This window comes from Dyadobacter psychrotolerans (assembly GCF_004349265.1).
Classification (GTDB): Bacteria; Bacteroidota; Bacteroidia; order Cytophagales; family Spirosomataceae; genus Dyadobacter; species Dyadobacter psychrotolerans.
This window is the reverse complement of sequence record NZ_SMFL01000003.1, coordinates 478363-496804: the sequence shown is the minus strand read 5'-3', so window position 1 is coordinate 496804 and position 18442 is coordinate 478363. Positions and strand designations below refer to the sequence as shown.

Sequence of the window (18442 nt, the reverse complement as noted above, 5' to 3'; positions counted from 1 at the left end):
GTTGACCGGGTCGCCGGTGCGATGAGAGAATGGTAGAATGATAACGCTTGCCGGGTCGTCACTCAATCATTCAGCGCATCGTAAACCAGAAGCTGATTTTTTGATATAACCACATCTCCGTTTTTAAGTCCGCTGCTGATGTAGGTCCGGTTGGCCAGAGAACGGTAAATTTCCACTGCACGGGTTTCAATTTTAGAACGGCTGTGAAACACCATCACCCAGTTTTTACTTCTGTCAAAAATGATGGATTGCGAAGGAATTGCCTGCATTTGATTTCCTTCTTCAAAATTCAGATAAACCGTTGCATGCATTTCCGGTTTAAGCTTAAAACCAACGTTTTGCAGCTGTATCCTGATTTTCATTGCCTTTGTTTCGGGATCAAGCACATTGTAGATTTTATCAACCTTTCCTTTAAAGATCTGATCAGGGAAGCTGATGGTGCGGACATCTGCAGCCATGCCCAGTTTGACTCTTGGAATATCACTTTCATTGACATTGGCCATCACCCAAACATCTGCAATCTGGCCAACAGTAAACAGGCTCTCAGAATTATCTGAACGAAGCTGCATACCGCGGTTCACGTTTTTGTCGATTATAAAACCGTTGATTGGCGATTTGATGGTGTAATTGGTTGATTTTCCAATTCCGTAAATTGAGAAAATCTCTTTAACCCGGCTTAGTTCTGCCTGTGCTTTGTCGACCATCTGGCGGGCTGTAATCGCATCGCGCTCCGGAACGAGTTTGCTTTCGTAAAGATCTTCTGTGGAGGAAAGATTTTTTTGCGCAATCAGCAAATCAGATTGTGCCTGTATCATTTGCCGCTCAAAATCAGCAACTTCTCCTGAGCGGATCGTGGCGAGTTTCTGTCCTTTTCTCACATTGTCACCCAGCTCAACGTTCACGTCTTCTACATTACCACCTACCAGCGGGAATATTTTAATAACCTGATTTTCATCCGGTACAACCTTGCCGACAAGTGTTAGTTCATTGCGAACCATTTCTGTTTTAACGGTATCCAGCGTGATACGGCTCATCATCGTATCGGAAAGCATAAACGCTTTTACCTCATCCTGCACCTCCTTTTTTTTATTGCAGGATGTGGTCCAGACGGCCAGCATGGCCAGTAAAAGGATATAGGGGGAATTTTTCATTTTTATAATATGATTAGCAAATGCCTTGATATGGTTGAAATAGGTTTGTCTTAGTTGAAGAGCTCTTCGCCAACTACGAAATTGAGCTCTTCGTAGACTTTGATACGGTCGGCCTGGAGGCGGTTAAATTCCCTGATACTTTCGTTGTAGGTTTCGATAAAATCGATGAATTCGAGCAGCGTAATGTTGCGTTTTTGGAAGTTGTCGTAAATCCCTTTGTTCAGCAACTCAAACTGATTTGTAAACCGACTTTCTACGCTTTGATAGGCATTTTCTGCCACGGTTACTTTTTGCAGCGCTGCGTCGACTTCATTGGAAATACTATTTTCCTTTGCTTGTTCGGCTGTTTTATAGTAACTGATGTTGCTCTTCGCAGCTTTAATGTTTCCCTGGTTGCGGTTAAAAAACGGCAGGTCTACCGAAGCAGAAACTCCAAAATAATTGTTTTGGTAGTTGCTGGCCTGGTCATATAAAGCACCTAACTGGATGTTTGGTACCGCCAGTGCTTTTTGCAGTGTATAGTTTAGTTCTGCCTGTTTTGTTGATGATTGCACAACCTTTAAATCAGCTCTGCTTTGAATAGCCTTTTCTTTCAGGGAAGACATTGTATAATTTTTAATCTGATACCGGTTGATGTCAGAACTGTCAACCACCGGCTGAATGGGCAGATCGGTATTCAGATAAGTTCTCAGATCGCGCTGGTTCTCTGATAATTCGAAAAGAATGTTGGCGCGGTCATTGGTGAGCTGAAAAAGCAGCGCTTTTAAACGGACGACTTCCTTTAACGAAATATTGTTCCGGTTATATTCCTTATCAAATGCCGCAACCGTTGTGTTCAGGGTAGCAATTTGATTGTCGAGTAAACGGATCGTTTTTCCTAAAAAATAGGTTTCAAAGAAGATCTGACGAAGGTCAAATTTTAAAGTACGGACCAGATTGAAAAATTGGTATTCACTTTTCCGGGTCGATTCCACATCAAGGGCAACCTGCTTATTGCGTTTGCCGGCACGTGTAATCATTTGCTGAATGCTGATCGCTTTTTGGCCCTGACGACCAACGTCAAATAATCCCCGAGAAGGATTGTAAGCACTTAGTTCAACACTTAGGTTTGGATTATCCCAAAGTTTATCCTGTATTTCCAGGGATTTTGCAATATCGATCTGATATTTTTCGGCTAGAAGCTCTAAGTTATTTTTGAGGAAAAGGCTGTCAGCCTGTCTGATGTTAAGCCGCAATGTATCCTGGGCGAAAAGACCGGTGGAGATAAGCGTTAAAATTCCGATTATGTAAAGGCGCATGTTGTCTTTTTTTGAACATGCGATATTCGGCAGCTGGTATTACAGGAGCCTTAAAATAACCTTAGAAAAAAATTAGAACCTTAGATATGGTCAAGCTGTACGCGGAATTCGCTGCCAACTCCCAATTCGCTGGTTGCTGACAGGCTTCCGTGATGTAATTCAACAATCCGGTGACAGATCGAAAGTCCGATTCCAAAACCGGGAAGCTCGCTGGTTTGAGATGATCTGAAAAAGGGATTAAAAATATGCGGCAAGTCTTCCTGACTGATACCCACACCCTGATCCTTCACACTGACGACGCAATGTTTTTCATCAGTTGAAATCAATATCTGCGCTTTGTGGTCATTCGAGTACTTGCAGGCGTTGTCAATCAGGTTAAGAAAAACACGTTTAAGAAGTTCCTCATTTCCCTCGATGACCGTTTCGCGTTCGTTATCGGGAATTGTCGTGTAGTCAATGGTTACGGTATAATTCGGGAAAGACGTTAGCAATTCCTCTTTGGCAAGAAAAACAAGATCTTCTATACGAACCGGAAACATTTTCATGCGGTCGATATTTTCGTACGATCTTGCAAGAAACAGCAAATTATTCGTGATGCTGATCAGCCGCTCGGTATCCGAAAACAGATTGCTGAAAACTTCCTCCAAATCGGGATCGTCTTGAACAAAACGCTGGCCAAGCTGAATCTCCGATTTTAGGGCTGCCAGGGGCGTTCGTAGTTCATGTGAAGCATGGGAAACAAAACTTTTCTGTTGTTCAAATGCCTGATTTAAACGATATAAAACGGTATTAAAGTTGATTGCCAGTTGTGCAATTTCATCCTTGCGGTTACCTTCATCGAGTTTTTGCGACAAATTTTGCGCCGTAATAAGTGAAACCTGGTCGTTAATACTGCTGATCGGTTTCAGCGAATTGCCGGCAAAATAAATACCTAAAACAACAGTAACGCCAATCCCGACAAGCAATCCCCAGGCGAGTGTCCGTATCAGATTACTCTGTTTACTCCGCCCGAATTTATCATAAGCCGAAGCCAGTACAACCAGTGGTTCGGTGCCTTCGGTATAAAGCAAACCGATTACCTCGCTATCTTCCTGAACAAACTCAATGCTTTTTTTCTGACGTACTTCATCGAGTAACCTGACATGATAGGTTAGGAGCTTGTCGTCGACACTGGAATAGATCAGGTCATTTTTTGAATTAAAGATCAGTACCTTTTCATCCAGCATTTCTGTAAGCGTATTTTCATCGATTACCTTTAAAAGATCTTTATCGATGCCGTTAACCTTTACCAGAAGCCGGCAGGTGGTGCGGGCTTTACTTCTAAGCCTGTCAAAGAATTCCTCCTGCCTGAAAGTAGAAGAGATCGTATAGACAGCCACAGAAAACAGAAAAAGTAGTGCAGCTACGAGTACTGTAAACTGCAAAGCAATCCGGTCCTTAATTTTCACAGGAAGAGATAAAACAAATTTGAATAAAAGAGGTAGAACGTGCTGGTTGGACGAATTTGCGGTGGAGTCGTTTAATCCTCTTTCAAAATATAACCAAGTCCCGGGCGCGTGTGAATTAATTTTGTCGTAAAATCTTTATCTACTTTTTTGCGTAAATAATTGATATACACTTCAACCACGTTGGTGCCGGGATCAAAATTGAGGTGCCAGACGTGCTCCGCCAGATCCATTTTTGAAACAACACGCCCGCGATTGATCAGGAAATATTCAAGCAGCGCAAATTCTTTTGCTGTTAACTCTATTGATTTTCCCGCACGGATCACTTCCTTCGTTCCCAGGTTCATTTCCAAATCTGCAATACGCAGCACCTTGTTTTCATTTTCAGGATTTCTGATTTCTGAAATACGAAGTGCGGCATTGATTCTTGCCAGTAACTCCCTGAAATCAAAAGGTTTAACGATATAATCGTCAGCTCCGCGGCCCAGCCCTTCAACCTTGTCTTCAATTTCGCCGTATGCTGTCAGCATAATAATCGGGATGGCCGGTTTGTAAAGACGTATTTGCTGACAAACTTCATAACCGCGCATTCCCGGCAGATTTACGTCCAAAAGTATCAGGTCAAATTTCTTTTCAAGAGCCATTTGTTTGCCTGTAATTCCATCAGCAGCAATTTCTGCTTCAAAATGTTCAGAAACCAGTCCCCGGTAAATGTTCTGGGCAATGCGTCTGTCGTCTTCGACAATCAGTATTTTTTTCATTTAGCTATAAGTCAGGATGGTGTGTGAAATAATGCTTTTAACCGCAACGGACTCAAAGTTTTTAACGACGGACGCAATTTAGAGGCTAAGCAACCAAATAAATGTCTGTTTTATTAAAGGATTTCAAGCGCCTGTCTGAGATCCGCGATCAGATAATCCGCGTCTTCAAGGCCTACATAAACCCTTGCCATACGATGTCTTTCAATGATCGGATCAAAGTTTTCCGGACCGATAGCTGCTGCCTGAGGTAAAATCAACGATTCATGGCCGCCCCAGGAAACGGCGACTAAAAAATGATTAAGACCATAGGTGAATTTTTCAATTCGATTATAAGAATCTGTTTTTAAAACAATTGTAAAAAGCCCGCATGCACCGCTCATTTGTTTTTTTGCAAGATCGAGCTGGGGAAAATCATTGTCAAAAGGGAAAATAACCCTGTCGATCTTTGGATGCGTTTTCAGGAATGCAATCACCTTTTCCGTGGTTTTGGTAATGTGCGCCAAACGAACAGGCAGTGTTCGCAGGCCGCGCAGTATGAGCCAGGCATTAAAAGGTGAAATACCGGAACCGTTGTTCAGAAGTTGCTCATTGAAAATTTTCTGAAGCATGTCTTTCCTGCCAGTAAGCACGCCTGCCACAGTATCGCTATGCCCGCCGAGGTATTTGGTGGCAGATTGTAAACTCAGGTCGATGCCCAGAGCAAGTGGTTTTTGGTGGATGGGCGACGAATAGCTGTTATCGACGATTGTTACTATTCCACGGCTTTTAGCCAGTTTTGATATTGCTTCAAGATCCTGCAATTCAAAAGTGTTGGAATTAGGCGATTCAAGATAGATAACCTTCGTTTCCGGTCGTAACGCGTTCTCGAAATTCTCAATCTTAGTCCCGTCAATGTAAGTCGTTTCCACACCAAATCTCGGCAGCATATTGTCAAACATCCGCCAGGCCCAGCTATATGGTTTATCAACAGAAATGATGTGGTCACCCGTTTTAACATTCGCCAGCACAGAACAAAATATGGCAGAGGCCCCGCTGTTAAATACCAGTGCATCTTCCGCTTCGTCCAGTGCAGCGAGTTTTTTTCTGAGAATTTCAATGGTCGGATTTTTTCCCCGGGAATATAAATAAGCTGAATCTTCATCTTCAAATGCTTTTCTGATATCTTCAAATGTATCAAAGACAAAGTTGCTTGTCTGCATGATTGGAGGCGAAACAGCGTTGAAGTAAAGGCTGCGGTCCTCGCCAAGCTCATTCAGAATATGCGAAATTTCCATGGTTAATATTTAATTCGATTAGTCAGTTTTTATATCAGGCAGGAGTTTGGAAAACAATTCCTTTTTCAAGTGAGTGGATAATGGCTTTGTTACTGTGGGCAAAATAGCAGGTATCTATTCCCAGATTTTCTATGTTTTTTATATGCATACTGCTGAGCGGTTTACTTCGTGTTCTGGTTTGACGAATATAAACGGCGCGTATACTTTTAGGGAATTCCCGGCAGATCTCCTCGTAAATTTCCGGATCCTTCTGTGAATCGTCACCAAGCAGAATAAACTGCAATTCAGGGTAAAATCCGATAACATTCTGAATTTTTCTCAGCTTATGACCGTGGGAGCCGCCTCCCGTTGTGACAAAATCGTCCAGTCCTGATTTTATTTTTTTTAGTTTTAAAATAGCTTTCGGCAAGCCGTTCAGTTCTGCAAACCGGACAATCATATCATACAGATTCCATTCACTGCTGGAAACATAAAAGAAAATATTGCTCTGTATCTGCGGGTGAACCCTGCTTGCGAAAGACAAAAGCTGGTAATGTTTTACGACATCATCAAAAGGCTTTCTTGCCTGCACATTTTTGGAAAGTAACACAAATAATTTCCTGAACGAGCGGCGGCTGTGCGATATCAGAAACGTATCGTCTATGTCGGAAATGATACCGTATGAACTCGTATAAGGAATAAAAAACTCTTCCTCACTGGTAGCCTGGTATTTTTTGCCATTAATTTCTTCATCAACAGACACTTCGTATTTGTGCCAGCCGCCATCCGGTTTTTCGGTGTAGGGAATTTGAAAACGAAAGTAGCCGTCTCCTTCGGCGGTTGTTTCCGCAACAACCGATCCCACCCGTAAAGTCACTTTCAGGCTGGGAATGGTTTTTATTGAAAACAGCTGTAATATGGTTCTTGCATATCGGAAGCCTTTTCGTGTATATTTATGGTCACCGGATGGATATTTCTCAACCAGGTGGCCAAAAACGACCAATTCCTTTTTATTTGCGTAACCTCGATACAATTTTATATCACACCGTTCCATACACTACATTTAACCCTTAAAGTCCCTAATTTAGACAATATGTTTTCAGAACGAAAGGTTTTGTTGGTTGTAAACCCGATATCGGGTGATTTGGATAAAAACGAAATTTTTGAAGCTGTAATTGAAAAAGCAGAGGCCGAGGGTTATGATCTTCGGATTTATTCTACATCAGGTAAAGAAGATCAGGCGATTATCCGGGAAATGGTTGAGAATATAAAACCGGAAAGGGTAATTGTTGCGGGCGGTGACGGCACCATTTCTCTGGTTGCTCAGGCCGTTCACGACCAGGATGTAATTCTCGGAATTATCCCGGCCGGTTCAGCGAATGGATTATCTGTTGATTTCGAAATTCCTGCTGATCTGGTGGATTCAGTCAATATTGCATTCGGGCATAACTCGATAAACGTTGATGCGGTAAGTATTAATAGTGAAATTAGTTTGCATCTAAGTGATATTGGTCTTAACGCACTTTTGGTAAAAAACTATGAGAACAGCGACACGAGAGGAAAGTTGGGTTACGCGAAGGAAATGTTTAAAACACTCAGTGAACATGAAAATTTTCAGGTTCGTATTACAACGGATCAGGAAGTAATAGAAACCGAGGCATTGATTGTGATCATAGCAAATGCTCAGAAATATGGGACTGGTGTTAATATAAATCCGGTTGGAGATATGTCTGATGGTTTTTTTGAGCTGGTAATTGCAAAAAAACTCGACTTTTTCGAAACGGCTAAAATCATTGCAGGTAGCACGGACCTGAATCCTGAAATAATGAAAATTATTTCCGTAGAGAAAGCGGTCATAGAATGTCTTGACAAAGAAGTCTATTTTCAAATTGACGGAGAGTACAAAGGGTTAGTACGCAGGCTGGAGGCTAAGATTCTTAAAGGTTATATCAAAGTTGCTGTTCCCTGAATGTGGCTCAGGTAGGTTGAGTTTCGCGGATTTTATCAGTAGTGTTACATCAGCCTTGTCTTTTCTGGAAGTTAACTTTTCATAATCTAAAATGAAGTCACTTTTTATATTTGTAATCGCACTTACAGCCGTTTCAAGTCTTTTTGCCCAAACGGCAGAGCTGTGTCAGGGAGCCTATTTTACTGAGGCGGAAGGAAAAGCTTTTCTTGAAAAACATGCGGTCACTACAAAAACTGCCTGGGAAATCAGAGCGGCTCAGATAAAAAATCAGATACGGTTAGGAATGGGACTGCAAACTTTGCCTGTCAAACCCAGGTCACAGCCAATTATCCACAGCAAAAAAATAATGGATGGTTACACCATCGAAAACGTGGCCTTTGAAAGTTTGCCGGGTGTGTATGTCACTGGCAATCTTTATCGTCCGTTTAAAAAACAAACTTCTTATGCCGCTATACTGGCTCCGCACGGGCATGGCGAAAATCCGCATGGGCGATTCCGTGAGCAAACACAAAAGCGCTGCGCAACGCTGGCACGTATGGGCGCAATCGTTTTCGTCTGGGATATGGTCGGGCAAGGTGATTCAAAACAATGTGAGCATAAAATGCCGAAAGCGCTGAAATTGCAGACAATCAATGCAATACGTGCGCTGGATTTTATTTCGTCTCTTCCCGGTGTTGATCCGCAAAGGGTTGCGGTTACCGGAGAATCGGGTGGGGGAACCCAGACTTTCCTTTTAACCGCTTTGGATGACAGGATCAAAGTTTCTGTTCCCTGTGTGATGGTATCAGCTCATTTTTTCGGAGGATGTGTATGTGAGAGTGGTTTGCCGATTCATAAAAACGGAAGCTTTCAAACCAATAATGTGGAGATTGCGGCACTTGCTTCTCCACGCCCGATGCTATTAATTTCCGATGGTGCCGACTGGACGAAAAATACGCCGGAAGTCGAGTTTCCTTTTATACAAAAAGTTTATTCACGTTATGGAAAAAAGGATCTGGTTCAAAATGTGCATTTACCTGATGAAAAACATGATTACGGTCCATCGAAGCGTAAAGCGATGTACAGTTTCATGGCTAAATATCTCAATCTTGATTTGAAAGCGGTAACGGATCCAAACGGACAGATTGACGAAAATCCAGCCAAAGTACTTGAACAGAAAGATCTGGAAGTTTTCAATGCGGCACATCCGCGTCCTGCGAATTATGTAGTTGGTGATGAAAAAGTAATGGAACTTTTATAGAAGTTTATCGGACTGTCAATCGGATTTTTCGAAAGGTTTATGATCATCATCGTTGTATTAATATCCATACTTTTTATTGTTCTCAGCTCAACGGTTCTCAAAATGCATCCGCTGGCTGGTTTGCTTTTGGCTGCTCTGGGCGTTGGTATATTTGCAGGGCTTCCGATTGATAAACTGGCTGAAACTATTGGGAAAGGTTTTGGCGAGCTGATGTCGAAGATTGGCCTGATGGTAATTCTTGGCTGTGTGATTGGCGCAATTCTGGATAAATCCGGTGCAGCTATCAAAGTTGCCGATGTTATTTTAAATTTATTCGGAGGAAAGCGCCCGGCACTTGCCATGTCGGTAATTGGTGCAGTTGTCGGCATTCCGGTATTCTGCGATTCGGGATTTATTATTTTACATAAGCTAAATCAAATCGTAGCACAGCGGACAAAAATTCCTCTTGCTACTATCTCACTATCACTTTCCGGTGGTTTGTTTGCAACCCACACACTTGTTCCTCCAACACCCGGGCCACTTTCTGCGGCGGGCAATCTGGGTATTCCCGACTCAATTGGCCTCGTTATTCTGATCGGGTTGATTGTTTCTATTCCCAGTCTGTTTCTGTCTACCTGGTTTGCAGCAAGATATGCAAAAGATGTACAAATTATTGATGAAACCTCTGAGCATCATACCACGCCTGAAACACATAAACTACCGCCAGCCTGGAAAGCTTTTATGCCAATTTTGTTACCGATATTATTGATCACACTGGCGTCTTTTGCAAAAATTTTAAACTTTCCCGCCGAACTGGTTAAATGGCTGGGATTTTTTGGAAGTCCGTTGGTTTCATTTCTGTTGGCTATCTTTTTCAGTTATTCCCTTTTTCCGGAAAAGGCTTCGGAGAAAATGATGGTGTGTTTTAAAAGCGGTATAGAACACTGCGGAACAACGCTGGTGCTTGTGGGGGCAGGTGGGGCTTTTGGTGCTATTTTAAAAGAAACACCATTGAAAGAAATGGTGAGTGAATGGTTGACCAGAAATGAAATGTCTGGCGGATACTTGCTTCTGATCGCTTTTTTTATTGCCGCCTTTTTCAAAACAGCGCAGGGCTCGACTACCTCTGCGATGGTTTTAACAACCAGCATTTTGGCTCCGTTGCTGATCACCCTGGGTTTTGAAACCCCTTTACAAATTACCCTGGTTGTGATGGCAGTTGGCAGTGGTGCAATGGTAGTTTCACATACCAACGATGCCTGGTTTTGGGTTGTGTCGCAGTTTACAGGGATCTCTGCAAAAGATACATACCGAACTCATACGATCCTCACAGGATTACAGGGTGTTGCCAGTTTTGTGACTACGTTTGTGCTGTATTTGATTCTTTGCTGATGGTTTGATATTTTGGTGCTCTGCACCTTGGATTCATTGTTTTGATTTATTGCTTCGACAAGTATTACGGTGCCCTGCACCTCAGTTGACCTTTGTCTATTTACAATATAATGTTTTTGGTTGTCTGTACCTTTTTGCTTCTCTTAGGTGCGGAGCACCGCAATATTTGTAGATAGACACAATACATAATTTACCGGAAAGGTGCAGCGCACCGAAATCTCTCTCCGGGTAAACAAAAAAAGACGACCCTTCCGGATCGCCTTTTCAATGTTAATATTTCCAGGAATTAAACGCCCAGTTGAGCAAGAACTTCTGAAACTTTGGCTGCCGCTTCTTTGAATTCAATCGCAGACTGAACTTTCAAACCAGATTCGTTGATGATACGTGCGCCTTCTTCAGCATTTGTACCCTGCAGACGAACGATGATCGGAACCGGGATCTCACCAATTGCCTTGTATGCTTCAACAACACCAGCAGCAACACGGTCACAACGAACGATACCACCGAAGATGTTGATCAGGATTGCCTTCACATTCGGGTCTTTCAAAATGATACGGAAACCTGCTTCTACCGTACGTGCGTTCGCGCCACCCCCAACATCCAGGAAGTTAGCCGGATCGCCGCCCGAAAGCTTAATAAGATCCATTGTAGCCATAGCTAAACCAGCACCGTTAACCATGCAACCCACGTTTCCGTCAAGTTTTACATAGTTCAGGTTATTTGCTCCTGCTTCAACTTCCAAAGGATCTTCTTCGTTGGTATCACGCATTTCAGCAAGTTCAGGATGACGGAACAATGCGTTGTCGTCAAGATCTACTTTTGCATCAACAGCAAGTATTTTATTATCAGATGTTTTCAAAACCGGGTTGATCTCAAACATAGCTGCATCACTTTCGATGTAAGCTTTGTAAAGAGAACCGATGAACTTAACCATTTCTTTGAAAGCATCACCTTCAAGACCAAGAGCAAAAGCAACTTTACGCGCCTGGAACGGCTGTAAACCTACTTTTGGATCAATCCATTCTTTCATGATCTTTTCCGGCGTGTGCTCGGCAACTTCTTCAATGTCCATTCCACCTTCGGTGCTGGCCATGATTACATTACAGTTTCTGCCGCGATCCAATAAAATGGATAAATAATATTCTTTAGGCTCACTTATGCCCGGATAATATACGTCTTCTGCAATAAGTACTTTATTTACACGCTTTCCGTCAGGGCCGGTTTGGTGTGTAACAAGTACTTTACCAAGAATGTTATTTGATATCGTACGCACATCTTCAACAGATTTGGCAAGAGCAACACCACGTTGTTCAGTACCAACTATTCTGCCTTTCCCACGCCCACCAGCGTGGATCTGAGATTTAACCACATACCATTTGGTACCTGTCTGCTGGCTAAGCTCACGTGCAACTTCTACCGCCTTGTCGGGCGTGTCGGCTACAAGCCCTTCCTGAATACGAACGCCGTATTTTTTCAGAACGCTTTTGCCTTGATATTCGTGAATATTCATGAGTATAAAAGTAAATTGGTATTTTCACGGCAAATTAAGGAATTAATCAAAACGGGCGTAGGTTTTAGCCCAATTATCTTTTCGGAAAATGAATTTACTTCAGGCAAAAGGAATAAAACGTACTTACGGTTCGCTTCAGGTTCTGAAAGGAATTGATCTTGAAGTGGAAAAAGGAGAGGTGGTTGCGATCGTTGGGCCTTCCGGCGCAGGAAAAAGTACTTTTTTACATATTCTAGGCACACTCGACAGACCTGAGGAAGGGCAGGTTTTTATCGAAAATACAAATGTCTTTACTCAGAAAGATAAAGATCTGGCCAGGTTCAGAAATGAAAAGATTGGTTTTATTTTTCAGTTCCATAATCTGCTTGCCGAATTTACAGCCCTGGAAAATGCCTGCATGCCTGCATACATCGGTGGAGTGATGAAAGAAAAGGAAATTATTTCGAGAGGAAAAGAATTGCTTGATTTACTGGGTCTTGCTGATCGGATGGATCACTTGCCTTCGCAGCTTTCCGGTGGAGAACAGCAGCGTGTAGCCGTGGCGCGTGCATTGCTGAACAAACCTGCCATTGTGCTGGCAGATGAACCAAGCGGCAATCTTGATTCGCACAATGCTTTGGACCTCCACCAATTATTTTTTAAACTGAGAGATGAATTCGGACAAACTTTTATTATCGTCACCCATAATGAAGATCTGGCGGAAATGGCTGACAGGCGCCTGGTTATGCAGGATGGAAAGATGCTTTTATGATGATTGGAAAAAATAAATAGAAAAAATAACTAATTATTTTCAAACGATATGTGACCAACGTTTCAAAGCCCCGTCATAATGGCGAAGTTTTTCATAACGTTGAGTAAAGTGAATAGCCGCCTGGAATTTTCCGGGCGGCTATTTTTTGTCGGTAACTAATTACATCAAAGGAATACTCCTTCCTGATTGTGTTAAAATCACATCGCCATAAACAACACGCCCATCTGTAAGTTTTGCATAGGCTCTCTGATACACGTATGTCCTCAAAGGAAAGTTATCACCATCATTACTCATTAACCTTTCGCCTATTTCAAACTCCTGCGTTATTACGTGAGGAGGACTGTTTAAAACTGTTGGTTGTTTAATTACATAAGATGCATTGTTCTCTAATTCACTGGGATGGTAAGTTGAATATAGAACACCGTATTCAGCAACGGGGACGTTTCCCTTCTCTTTAATATTGACCCGATAATGGTTAATGTAAAATGTTAGATAAGGAGGGGGAGATTTCCTGCTTTGGGTTACCGGTATTGTTTCTAAAACTGGTAATAATTGAGGCACTTCGTGATCCTGGCAGGAAAAATTCATAAACAGGATCGTCAGTGAAAGTGCTGCTAATTTAATAGCATTTGTAAAAAAAGTTTGCATAGGGTAAGTTAAATGTTTGGGCAGCAAAGATATTGGATATAATACCTATTGAAAATACCCATTACTATTAGTTTTGAAAGATTTGTTGAATCTGTTGGTAGCTGTTTACCACTCACATATCCTCTGGATTTTGTTAATCTGGTTATGTACAGCGTCAAATGTTTTGGTAACTATGTGTGATTATATTTAAACCTGTATAAAAAAGAGGCTACCTGTTAAGGTAGCCTCTTTAAATCTATGATAGTGAACGAATTACATCATTCCACCCATTCCGCCGCCGTGGCTATGGCCACCGCCTGCAGCTGCTTCTTCCGGTTCGTCAGCAATTACACATTCTGTTGTAAGCAACAGACCTGCGATTGAAGCTGCGTTTTCCAAAGCAAGACGTGAAACTTTCTTAGGGTCAATAATACCAGCTTCCAACAAGTCTACATAAACATTGTCTTTCGCATTGTAACCGTAAGCGCCGGTTCCTTCTTTCACTTTCGCAACTACAACAGATGGCTCCTGGCCAGAGTTGGAAACGATTGTTCTCAAAGGAGCTTCAAGAGCTACACGGATGATATTGATACCTGTTGTTTCGTCTTCGTTGCTTCCGGTAAAGCCTTCAAGAGCAGCAGTTGCACGAATATATGCAACACCACCACCAGCTACGATACCTTCTTCAACAGCAGCACGGGTTGCGTGCAATGCATCGTCAACACGGTCTTTTTTCTCTTTCATTTCAACTTCTGTTGCAGCACCGATGTAAAGGATAGCTACACCACCTGACAATTTAGCCAGACGTTCCTGAAGTTTTTCACGATCGTAATCAGAAGTTGTGTTTTCGATCTGTGCTTTGATTTGGTTTACACGGCCCTGAATATCTTCAGAATTTCCTGCTCCGTTAACCAAAGTAGTGTTGTCTTTGTCGATAATTGCTTTTTCGCAAGTACCAAGGTAATCCAAAGTAACGTTTTCCAATTTGAAACCGCGTTCTTCGCTGATAACCTGTCCGCCAGTGATCACAGCGATGTCTTCAAGCATTGCTTTACGACGGTCACCGAAACCAGGAGCTTTAACAGCAGCAACTTTCAAGGCTCCACGGATTTTGTTAACTACCAATGTAGCCAACGCTTCTCCGTCAACATCTTCTGCCAAAATAAGCAAAGGACGGCCAGTTTGAGCAACTGCTTCCAAAACAGGAAGAAGTTCTTTCATCGAAGAAACTTTTTTCTCTGAGATCAAAATGTATGGACGCTCAAGATCAGCTTCCATTTTTTCAGTATTTGTTACGAAGTATGGAGAAAGGTATCCACGGTCGAACTGCATACCTTCAACAGTTTTAACTTCTGTTTCAGTACCACGCGCTTCTTCAACAGTTATAACACCTTCTTTCCCTACTTTTTCCATCGCTTCAGCAATCATTTTACCGATTTCTTCATCATGGTTTGCAGAAATTGTTGCAACCTGAGCGATTTCTTTTGAAGTAGAAATATTTTTCTTTTGTTTTTCAAGATCTTTAACGATCACTGAAACTGCTTTATCTATACCGCGTTTCAAATCCATTGGATTTGCACCAGCAGCTACGTTTTTAACACCGATTGAATAAATCGCTTGTGCCAAAACAGTTGCAGTTGTAGTACCATCACCAGCTGAATCAGCAGTTTTAGAAGCAACTTCTTTAACCAACTGAGCTCCCATGTTTTCAATAGGATCTTTCAGATCGATTTCTTTTGCAACAGTTACACCATCCTTAGTGATGCTTGGAGAACCGAATTTTTTATCGATTACCACGTTACGGCCACGAGGTCCCAATGTAACTTTAACGGCGTCAGCCAATGTATCCACACCCTTTTTTATCTTATCGCGGGCTTCGGTATCAAAAAATATTTTCTTAGACATACCAATTAATAATTTGAATTAACTTTTTAAATTTTAAATAACTTCTTAATCAGACGATTAACCAATAATGGCATAAATGTCTGACTCACGCATAATAAGGACATCTTTGCCTTCGTACGCCAATTCAGTACCTGAGTACTTGCCATACAATACGGTGTCACCTACTTTAACAGTCATAGGCTCATCTTTTTTGCCCGGTCCTACTGCAACAACAGTTCCGCGTTGTGGTTTTTCTTTTGCAGTATCAGGGATAATGATACCAAATGCTGTTTTTTCTTCTGCTGGTGCTGGTTCTACAAGAACACGGTCAGCCAGAGGTTGTACGTTCACTTGTATTTCTGCTAAAGTTGACATAGATATTAAACGTTTTATTTTATGATTGTCAGTATTTGCTTTGACTCATCTCTGCTTAGCACAATCTATGCCAACAGATAAGGGCTGACATTTTTTCAGACACAGTGTGACAATTTTGTATGTTATCCGGCTCAAATATCACTTTGGGAGTATTGTGTCTGTCAATCGACGTAAAATTTTGCTTTGTCAAACCAAATGTCTAAATTTTACCAGTCTCAAATTGATCCTGTACGATGACAAAACTCGAGAGTAATTGGCTGACAGAAGGTATTTTTGATTATGAATATAAAAAGTATGTCTTGATGGCATACTTGCAGCATATTGACAGTCAGTTTACGGCAAACCGACTTTATCCCCATTTGCCCGAACTGAAAATGCATTTTGATTCCTGTATCAGTTTCCGGGATAGTCAGAATGCTTTAAAAACATCATTTCCTAAAAATGTCACAGGAATCGATCAGAAGTCCTGGAGTCTGGTTTATGAAGATACCATTCAGGAAGATTCGTATCTGTCGGAACTGAATTATATTCTTGATTTTGCCATCCCCAGCTTTTCAAGGAAACTGACTGAGGGAAATGACCGGTTTTCGGAGGTGGGTGAGAATATCCGGATATCGCCGGTTGGTATTGTTCCTTTACGTATTGAGGAAGGTTATCTTTTCTTCTTTCACACTTTCAAAAGCATGATTACGATTTTTCAGTATCAGCTGGCGCTTTATAACGAAAGAAAAGAAAGGTATTTAAAAACGGTTTTTATAGATTCTGTGCGGCTTGGGCTGGGTAATTCAGTGGCGCAGATTAAGATAGATCTGGCTAGAAAAAATAAATCACTTCCAAATCCTGCCACCTACATCGTTGAATCGAAATACGACTATCCTTTGCAAGAAACATTGCTGCCGGTTGTTCAGCGGCTGATGGTCGAGCAAATGAATGTCGCATGAGATGTTCACGTGAAGTTTCATATAATAGTTTGACTGCCGTTGGTTTTCGACAGTCAAACTATTGTTTAGAGAAATTTTATTAAACCGTTTCTTTCGAAATCCATTTACCAACTTCCGGTGCGGTATATACACTCATTTTGGTAAGAAGTTCATCAATGTCGTCGCTTACCAGCAGCATTTCCTGATTGACCTGTTTCAGAAAACCTTTATCCACCATAACCTGAATGAGAACAGTGAGTGAATCGTAGAAACCGTCGATGTTTAAAACAGCTATTGGTTTTTTATGCAGTCCTAGCTGGGCCCAGGTCAGCATTTCAAAAAATTCTTCAAGGGTTCCAAAACCTCCGGGAAGTGCAATAACGCCATCGCAGAGCTCATTCATTTTGGTTTTCCTTTCATGCATACTTTCCACCAGAATCAGTTCGGTTAATCCCTGGTGAGCGATTTCTTTCGATTGCAGAAAATGTGGCAAAACACCGATAACTTTTCCGCCTTCGCTTAAAACCCCGTCTGCAACCGCGCCCATCAGTCCCACATTAGCACCTCCATAAACCAGCTCTATTCCCTTTTTTGCCAGTGCTTGTCCAAGTTCGGTTGCCTGGGCCCTGTAAATTTCGTCGCTGCCAAAACTCGAACCGCAAAACACGGTGATCCTTTTCATGATATTTTAAGCTAAATCATAACAAAAAAATGCAGCTAACAAAGACAAAACAATCTGTCCATGTTAGCTGCACACAAAACTTATCGTTTTTCTTATTTTGTAGTATCAGCAGGAGCCGCAGGTGTGGTTGCTGCCGGAGCTGTTCCGCTTTGTGCAGGAGCCGGAGCAATATTTCCACCCGGAACAACTGTATTTTGTGCCTTTTCAATGTTTACACTTCTGATTCCGCTGCCATCGTTATTGCCGCTTGCAACAATGTAAGAAGCCAATGAGATCAATATTACTGCGCTGGCAAGTCCCCAGGTGATCTGTTCAAGCAAATCAGTTGTTTTTTTAACACCAAACATTTGCGTGGTACCGGCACCGCTAAATTCGCTGGATAAACCACCGCCCTTAGAATTTTGAACCAATACAACCAGAATTAATAAAACTGCGATAATCGCAACGAGAATAATCAAACCCAAATACATGCCTTAGAACAAGATAGAATGAATGAATACGTGAATTTTCAATGAAGGATAAACAGGTTTTATTTTCCTGACTGATAAAGTTCACTTAATTTTTTCGCAAAGTAATTCCTTTTTTTCGGATTTTTCAAGATCAATTTCTGATAAAGATCAATTGCCTTCTCAATTTTCCCCTGACGAAGTAAAATTCTGGCAAATGCTTCTGTTTCAATTAATCCCGTTCCCGACTCCGCAACTCTTCCGCTAACGTTGACAACAATAGGCTCCACATTGCTTTCCTGGCGGCTGATACGGGGATTTTTCTTCATAAATCCCTGAATAATCTGCTGCTGTCTTTTCTGTTCCTCCGATCTTTGAGCTTGTAAATCAGGTATATCCTGAGCAGCCAGGTCAATCAGAATATCTTCTGCTTCCTGAGGTACCAGTGCGTCCTTGGAAATTGTAACTTTCTCAACATCAACGGATGTGTCGTATCTCTCATGACTTTCAACCAGATGCTGTAGTGCAACTCTGCTAAGTGCATAAGCTGCTGCAAGCGGTTTTGTTTTTTCGAGCTCTTCTGTGCCTGAAACGCTGGAAGCTTTTGCCAACAGGGAATAATTGATCTGACAATAAGGAAACGCCTTGATTATTGCTTCAAGTTGTGGAATGGAACCGGCGTCCAGTTCGTTTGGAAATTTAACCAAATTGTTGAACGTATCCTTATCAACGATTGTCATGAACCGCTCTGGTTTTAAG

The 18442-nt window shown here is 41.9% G+C and carries 18 protein-coding genes; 5 read left to right on the top strand and 13 right to left on the bottom strand.

The features are described from left to right. Positions 1-62 precede the first annotated feature (62 nt). From E0F88_RS09815 to E0F88_RS09790, 6 genes are all read right to left on the bottom strand, one after another. Entirely contained in the window at positions 63-1151 is a 1089-nt protein-coding gene (locus tag E0F88_RS09815) for an efflux RND transporter periplasmic adaptor subunit (RefSeq protein ID WP_131958058.1), read from the bottom strand. Between the two features lie 50 nt (positions 1152-1201). Next, entirely contained in the window at positions 1202-2449 is a 1248-nt protein-coding gene (locus E0F88_RS09810) for a TolC family protein (protein WP_131958057.1), read from the bottom strand. 80 nt (positions 2450-2529) lie between these two features. Next, positions 2530-3897 (bottom strand): sensor histidine kinase, encoded by a 1368-nt coding sequence (locus E0F88_RS09805; RefSeq protein WP_131958056.1) that lies wholly within the window; start codon positions 3895-3897, stop codon positions 2530-2532. A 71-nt stretch (positions 3898-3968) separates the two neighbouring features. Beyond that, positions 3969-4655, bottom strand: coding sequence for a response regulator transcription factor (locus E0F88_RS09800; RefSeq protein WP_131958055.1), 687 nt, complete (start codon positions 4653-4655; stop codon positions 3969-3971). A 113-nt stretch (positions 4656-4768) separates the two neighbouring features. Further along, the gene (locus E0F88_RS09795) at positions 4769-5929 is read right to left on the bottom strand and encodes a trans-sulfuration enzyme family protein (RefSeq protein ID WP_131958054.1); all 1161 of its coding nucleotides are present in this window, start codon (positions 5927-5929) and stop codon (positions 4769-4771) included. A 34-nt stretch (positions 5930-5963) separates the two neighbouring features. Then, positions 5964-6962 (bottom strand): App1 family protein phosphatidate phosphatase, encoded by a 999-nt coding sequence (locus tag E0F88_RS09790; protein WP_131958053.1) that lies wholly within the window; start codon positions 6960-6962, stop codon positions 5964-5966. 39 nt (positions 6963-7001) lie between these two features. On the opposite strand from E0F88_RS09790, the gene E0F88_RS09785 reads away from it, so the two are divergent. The 3 genes from E0F88_RS09785 to E0F88_RS09775 all read left to right on the top strand — a co-directional run bounded on the left by E0F88_RS09785 (position 7002) and on the right by E0F88_RS09775 (position 10488). Continuing rightward, positions 7002-7877, top strand: a complete 876-nt coding sequence (locus tag E0F88_RS09785) for a diacylglycerol/lipid kinase family protein (protein WP_131958052.1) — start codon at positions 7002-7004, stop codon at positions 7875-7877. Positions 7878-7968: 91 nt separating this feature from the next. Continuing rightward, a complete protein-coding gene (locus tag E0F88_RS09780; protein WP_131958051.1) occupies positions 7969-9117 on the top strand; it encodes an alpha/beta hydrolase family protein in 1149 nt (382 codons plus the stop codon). 39 nt (positions 9118-9156) lie between these two features. Next, positions 9157-10488 carry a GntP family permease gene (locus E0F88_RS09775; RefSeq protein ID WP_131958050.1) on the top strand — a complete coding sequence of 444 codons (1332 nt, stop codon included), beginning with the start codon at positions 9157-9159 and terminating at the stop codon, positions 10486-10488. Positions 10489-10774: 286 nt separating this feature from the next. Here E0F88_RS09775 and sucC read toward each other — a convergent pair whose 3' ends face one another. Continuing rightward, the gene (gene sucC / locus E0F88_RS09770) at positions 10775-11998 is read right to left on the bottom strand and encodes an ADP-forming succinate--CoA ligase subunit beta (protein ID WP_131958049.1); all 1224 of its coding nucleotides are present in this window, start codon (positions 11996-11998) and stop codon (positions 10775-10777) included. An 88-nt stretch (positions 11999-12086) separates the two neighbouring features. Between sucC and E0F88_RS09765 the strand changes: the two genes are divergently transcribed. Next, on the top strand, positions 12087-12749 hold the full coding sequence (locus tag E0F88_RS09765) for an ABC transporter ATP-binding protein (protein WP_131958048.1): 663 nt from the start codon (positions 12087-12089) through the stop codon (positions 12747-12749). A gap of 159 nt (positions 12750-12908) precedes the next feature. Here the strand turns inward: E0F88_RS09765 and E0F88_RS09760 are convergent, their stop codons facing one another. The 3 genes from E0F88_RS09760 to E0F88_RS09750 all read right to left on the bottom strand — a co-directional run bounded on the left by E0F88_RS09760 (position 12909) and on the right by E0F88_RS09750 (position 15635). Then, positions 12909-13397, bottom strand: coding sequence for a hypothetical protein (locus E0F88_RS09760; RefSeq protein ID WP_131958047.1), 489 nt, complete (start codon positions 13395-13397; stop codon positions 12909-12911). A 252-nt stretch (positions 13398-13649) separates the two neighbouring features. Continuing rightward, on the bottom strand, positions 13650-15281 hold the full coding sequence (gene groL, locus E0F88_RS09755; RefSeq protein WP_131958046.1) for a chaperonin GroEL: 1632 nt from the start codon (positions 15279-15281) through the stop codon (positions 13650-13652). Positions 15282-15338: 57 nt separating this feature from the next. Then, positions 15339-15635 (bottom strand): co-chaperone GroES, encoded by a 297-nt coding sequence (locus E0F88_RS09750; protein ID WP_026628287.1) that lies wholly within the window; start codon positions 15633-15635, stop codon positions 15339-15341. 233 nt (positions 15636-15868) lie between these two features. Here E0F88_RS09750 and E0F88_RS09745 point away from each other — a divergent pair, with 233 nt between their 5' ends. Further along, positions 15869-16576 carry a hypothetical protein gene (locus E0F88_RS09745; protein WP_131958045.1) on the top strand — a complete coding sequence of 236 codons (708 nt, stop codon included), beginning with the start codon at positions 15869-15871 and terminating at the stop codon, positions 16574-16576. A gap of 79 nt (positions 16577-16655) precedes the next feature. Here the strand turns inward: E0F88_RS09745 and E0F88_RS09740 are convergent, their stop codons facing one another. The 3 genes from E0F88_RS09740 to E0F88_RS09730 form a co-directional block, all read right to left on the bottom strand. Then, positions 16656-17237: an LOG family protein gene (locus E0F88_RS09740; RefSeq protein ID WP_131958044.1), complete on the bottom strand. Its 582-nt coding sequence runs from the start codon at positions 17235-17237 to the stop codon at positions 16656-16658. Between the two features lie 92 nt (positions 17238-17329). Then, positions 17330-17707, bottom strand: a complete 378-nt coding sequence (gene secG, locus E0F88_RS09735; RefSeq protein WP_131958043.1) for a preprotein translocase subunit SecG — start codon at positions 17705-17707, stop codon at positions 17330-17332. A gap of 59 nt (positions 17708-17766) precedes the next feature. Continuing rightward, complete coding sequence (locus E0F88_RS09730) at positions 17767-18423, bottom strand: DUF8458 domain-containing protein (RefSeq protein ID WP_131958042.1); 657 nt, start codon at positions 18421-18423, stop codon at positions 17767-17769. Between the last annotated feature and the right edge of the window lie 19 nt (positions 18424-18442).

Excerpts from the sequence above, each read along its gene's own strand:
- E0F88_RS09815 (WP_131958058.1), bottom strand. The coding sequence starts at position 1,151 with ATGAAAAATTCCCCCTATATCCTTTTACTGGCCATGCTGGCCGTCTGG.
- E0F88_RS09810 (WP_131958057.1), bottom strand. The coding sequence starts at position 2,449 with ATGCGCCTTTACATAATCGGAATTTTAACGCTTATCTCCACCGGTCTT.
- E0F88_RS09800 (WP_131958055.1), bottom strand. The coding sequence starts at position 4,655 with ATGAAAAAAATACTGATTGTCGAAGACGACAGACGCATTGCCCAGAAC.
- E0F88_RS09795 (WP_131958054.1), bottom strand. The coding sequence starts at position 5,929 with ATGGAAATTTCGCATATTCTGAATGAGCTTGGCGAGGACCGCAGCCTT.
- E0F88_RS09790 (WP_131958053.1), bottom strand. The coding sequence starts at position 6,962 with ATGGAACGGTGTGATATAAAATTGTATCGAGGTTACGCAAATAAAAAG.
- E0F88_RS09785 (WP_131958052.1), top strand. The coding sequence starts at position 7,002 with ATGTTTTCAGAACGAAAGGTTTTGTTGGTTGTAAACCCGATATCGGGT.
- E0F88_RS09780 (WP_131958051.1), top strand. The coding sequence starts at position 7,969 with ATGAAGTCACTTTTTATATTTGTAATCGCACTTACAGCCGTTTCAAGT.
- E0F88_RS09775 (WP_131958050.1), top strand. The coding sequence starts at position 9,157 with ATGATCATCATCGTTGTATTAATATCCATACTTTTTATTGTTCTCAGC.
- sucC (WP_131958049.1), bottom strand. The coding sequence starts at position 11,998 with ATGAATATTCACGAATATCAAGGCAAAAGCGTTCTGAAAAAATACGGC.
- E0F88_RS09765 (WP_131958048.1), top strand. The coding sequence starts at position 12,087 with ATGAATTTACTTCAGGCAAAAGGAATAAAACGTACTTACGGTTCGCTT.
- E0F88_RS09760 (WP_131958047.1), bottom strand. The coding sequence starts at position 13,397 with ATGCAAACTTTTTTTACAAATGCTATTAAATTAGCAGCACTTTCACTG.
- groL (WP_131958046.1), bottom strand. The coding sequence starts at position 15,281 with ATGTCTAAGAAAATATTTTTTGATACCGAAGCCCGCGATAAGATAAAA.
- E0F88_RS09750 (WP_026628287.1), bottom strand. The coding sequence starts at position 15,635 with ATGTCAACTTTAGCAGAAATACAAGTGAACGTACAACCTCTGGCTGAC.
- E0F88_RS09745 (WP_131958045.1), top strand. The coding sequence starts at position 15,869 with ATGACAAAACTCGAGAGTAATTGGCTGACAGAAGGTATTTTTGATTAT.
- E0F88_RS09740 (WP_131958044.1), bottom strand. The coding sequence starts at position 17,237 with ATGAAAAGGATCACCGTGTTTTGCGGTTCGAGTTTTGGCAGCGACGAA.
- secG (WP_131958043.1), bottom strand. The coding sequence starts at position 17,707 with ATGTATTTGGGTTTGATTATTCTCGTTGCGATTATCGCAGTTTTATTA.
- E0F88_RS09730 (WP_131958042.1), bottom strand. The coding sequence starts at position 18,423 with ATGACAATCGTTGATAAGGATACGTTCAACAATTTGGTTAAATTTCCA.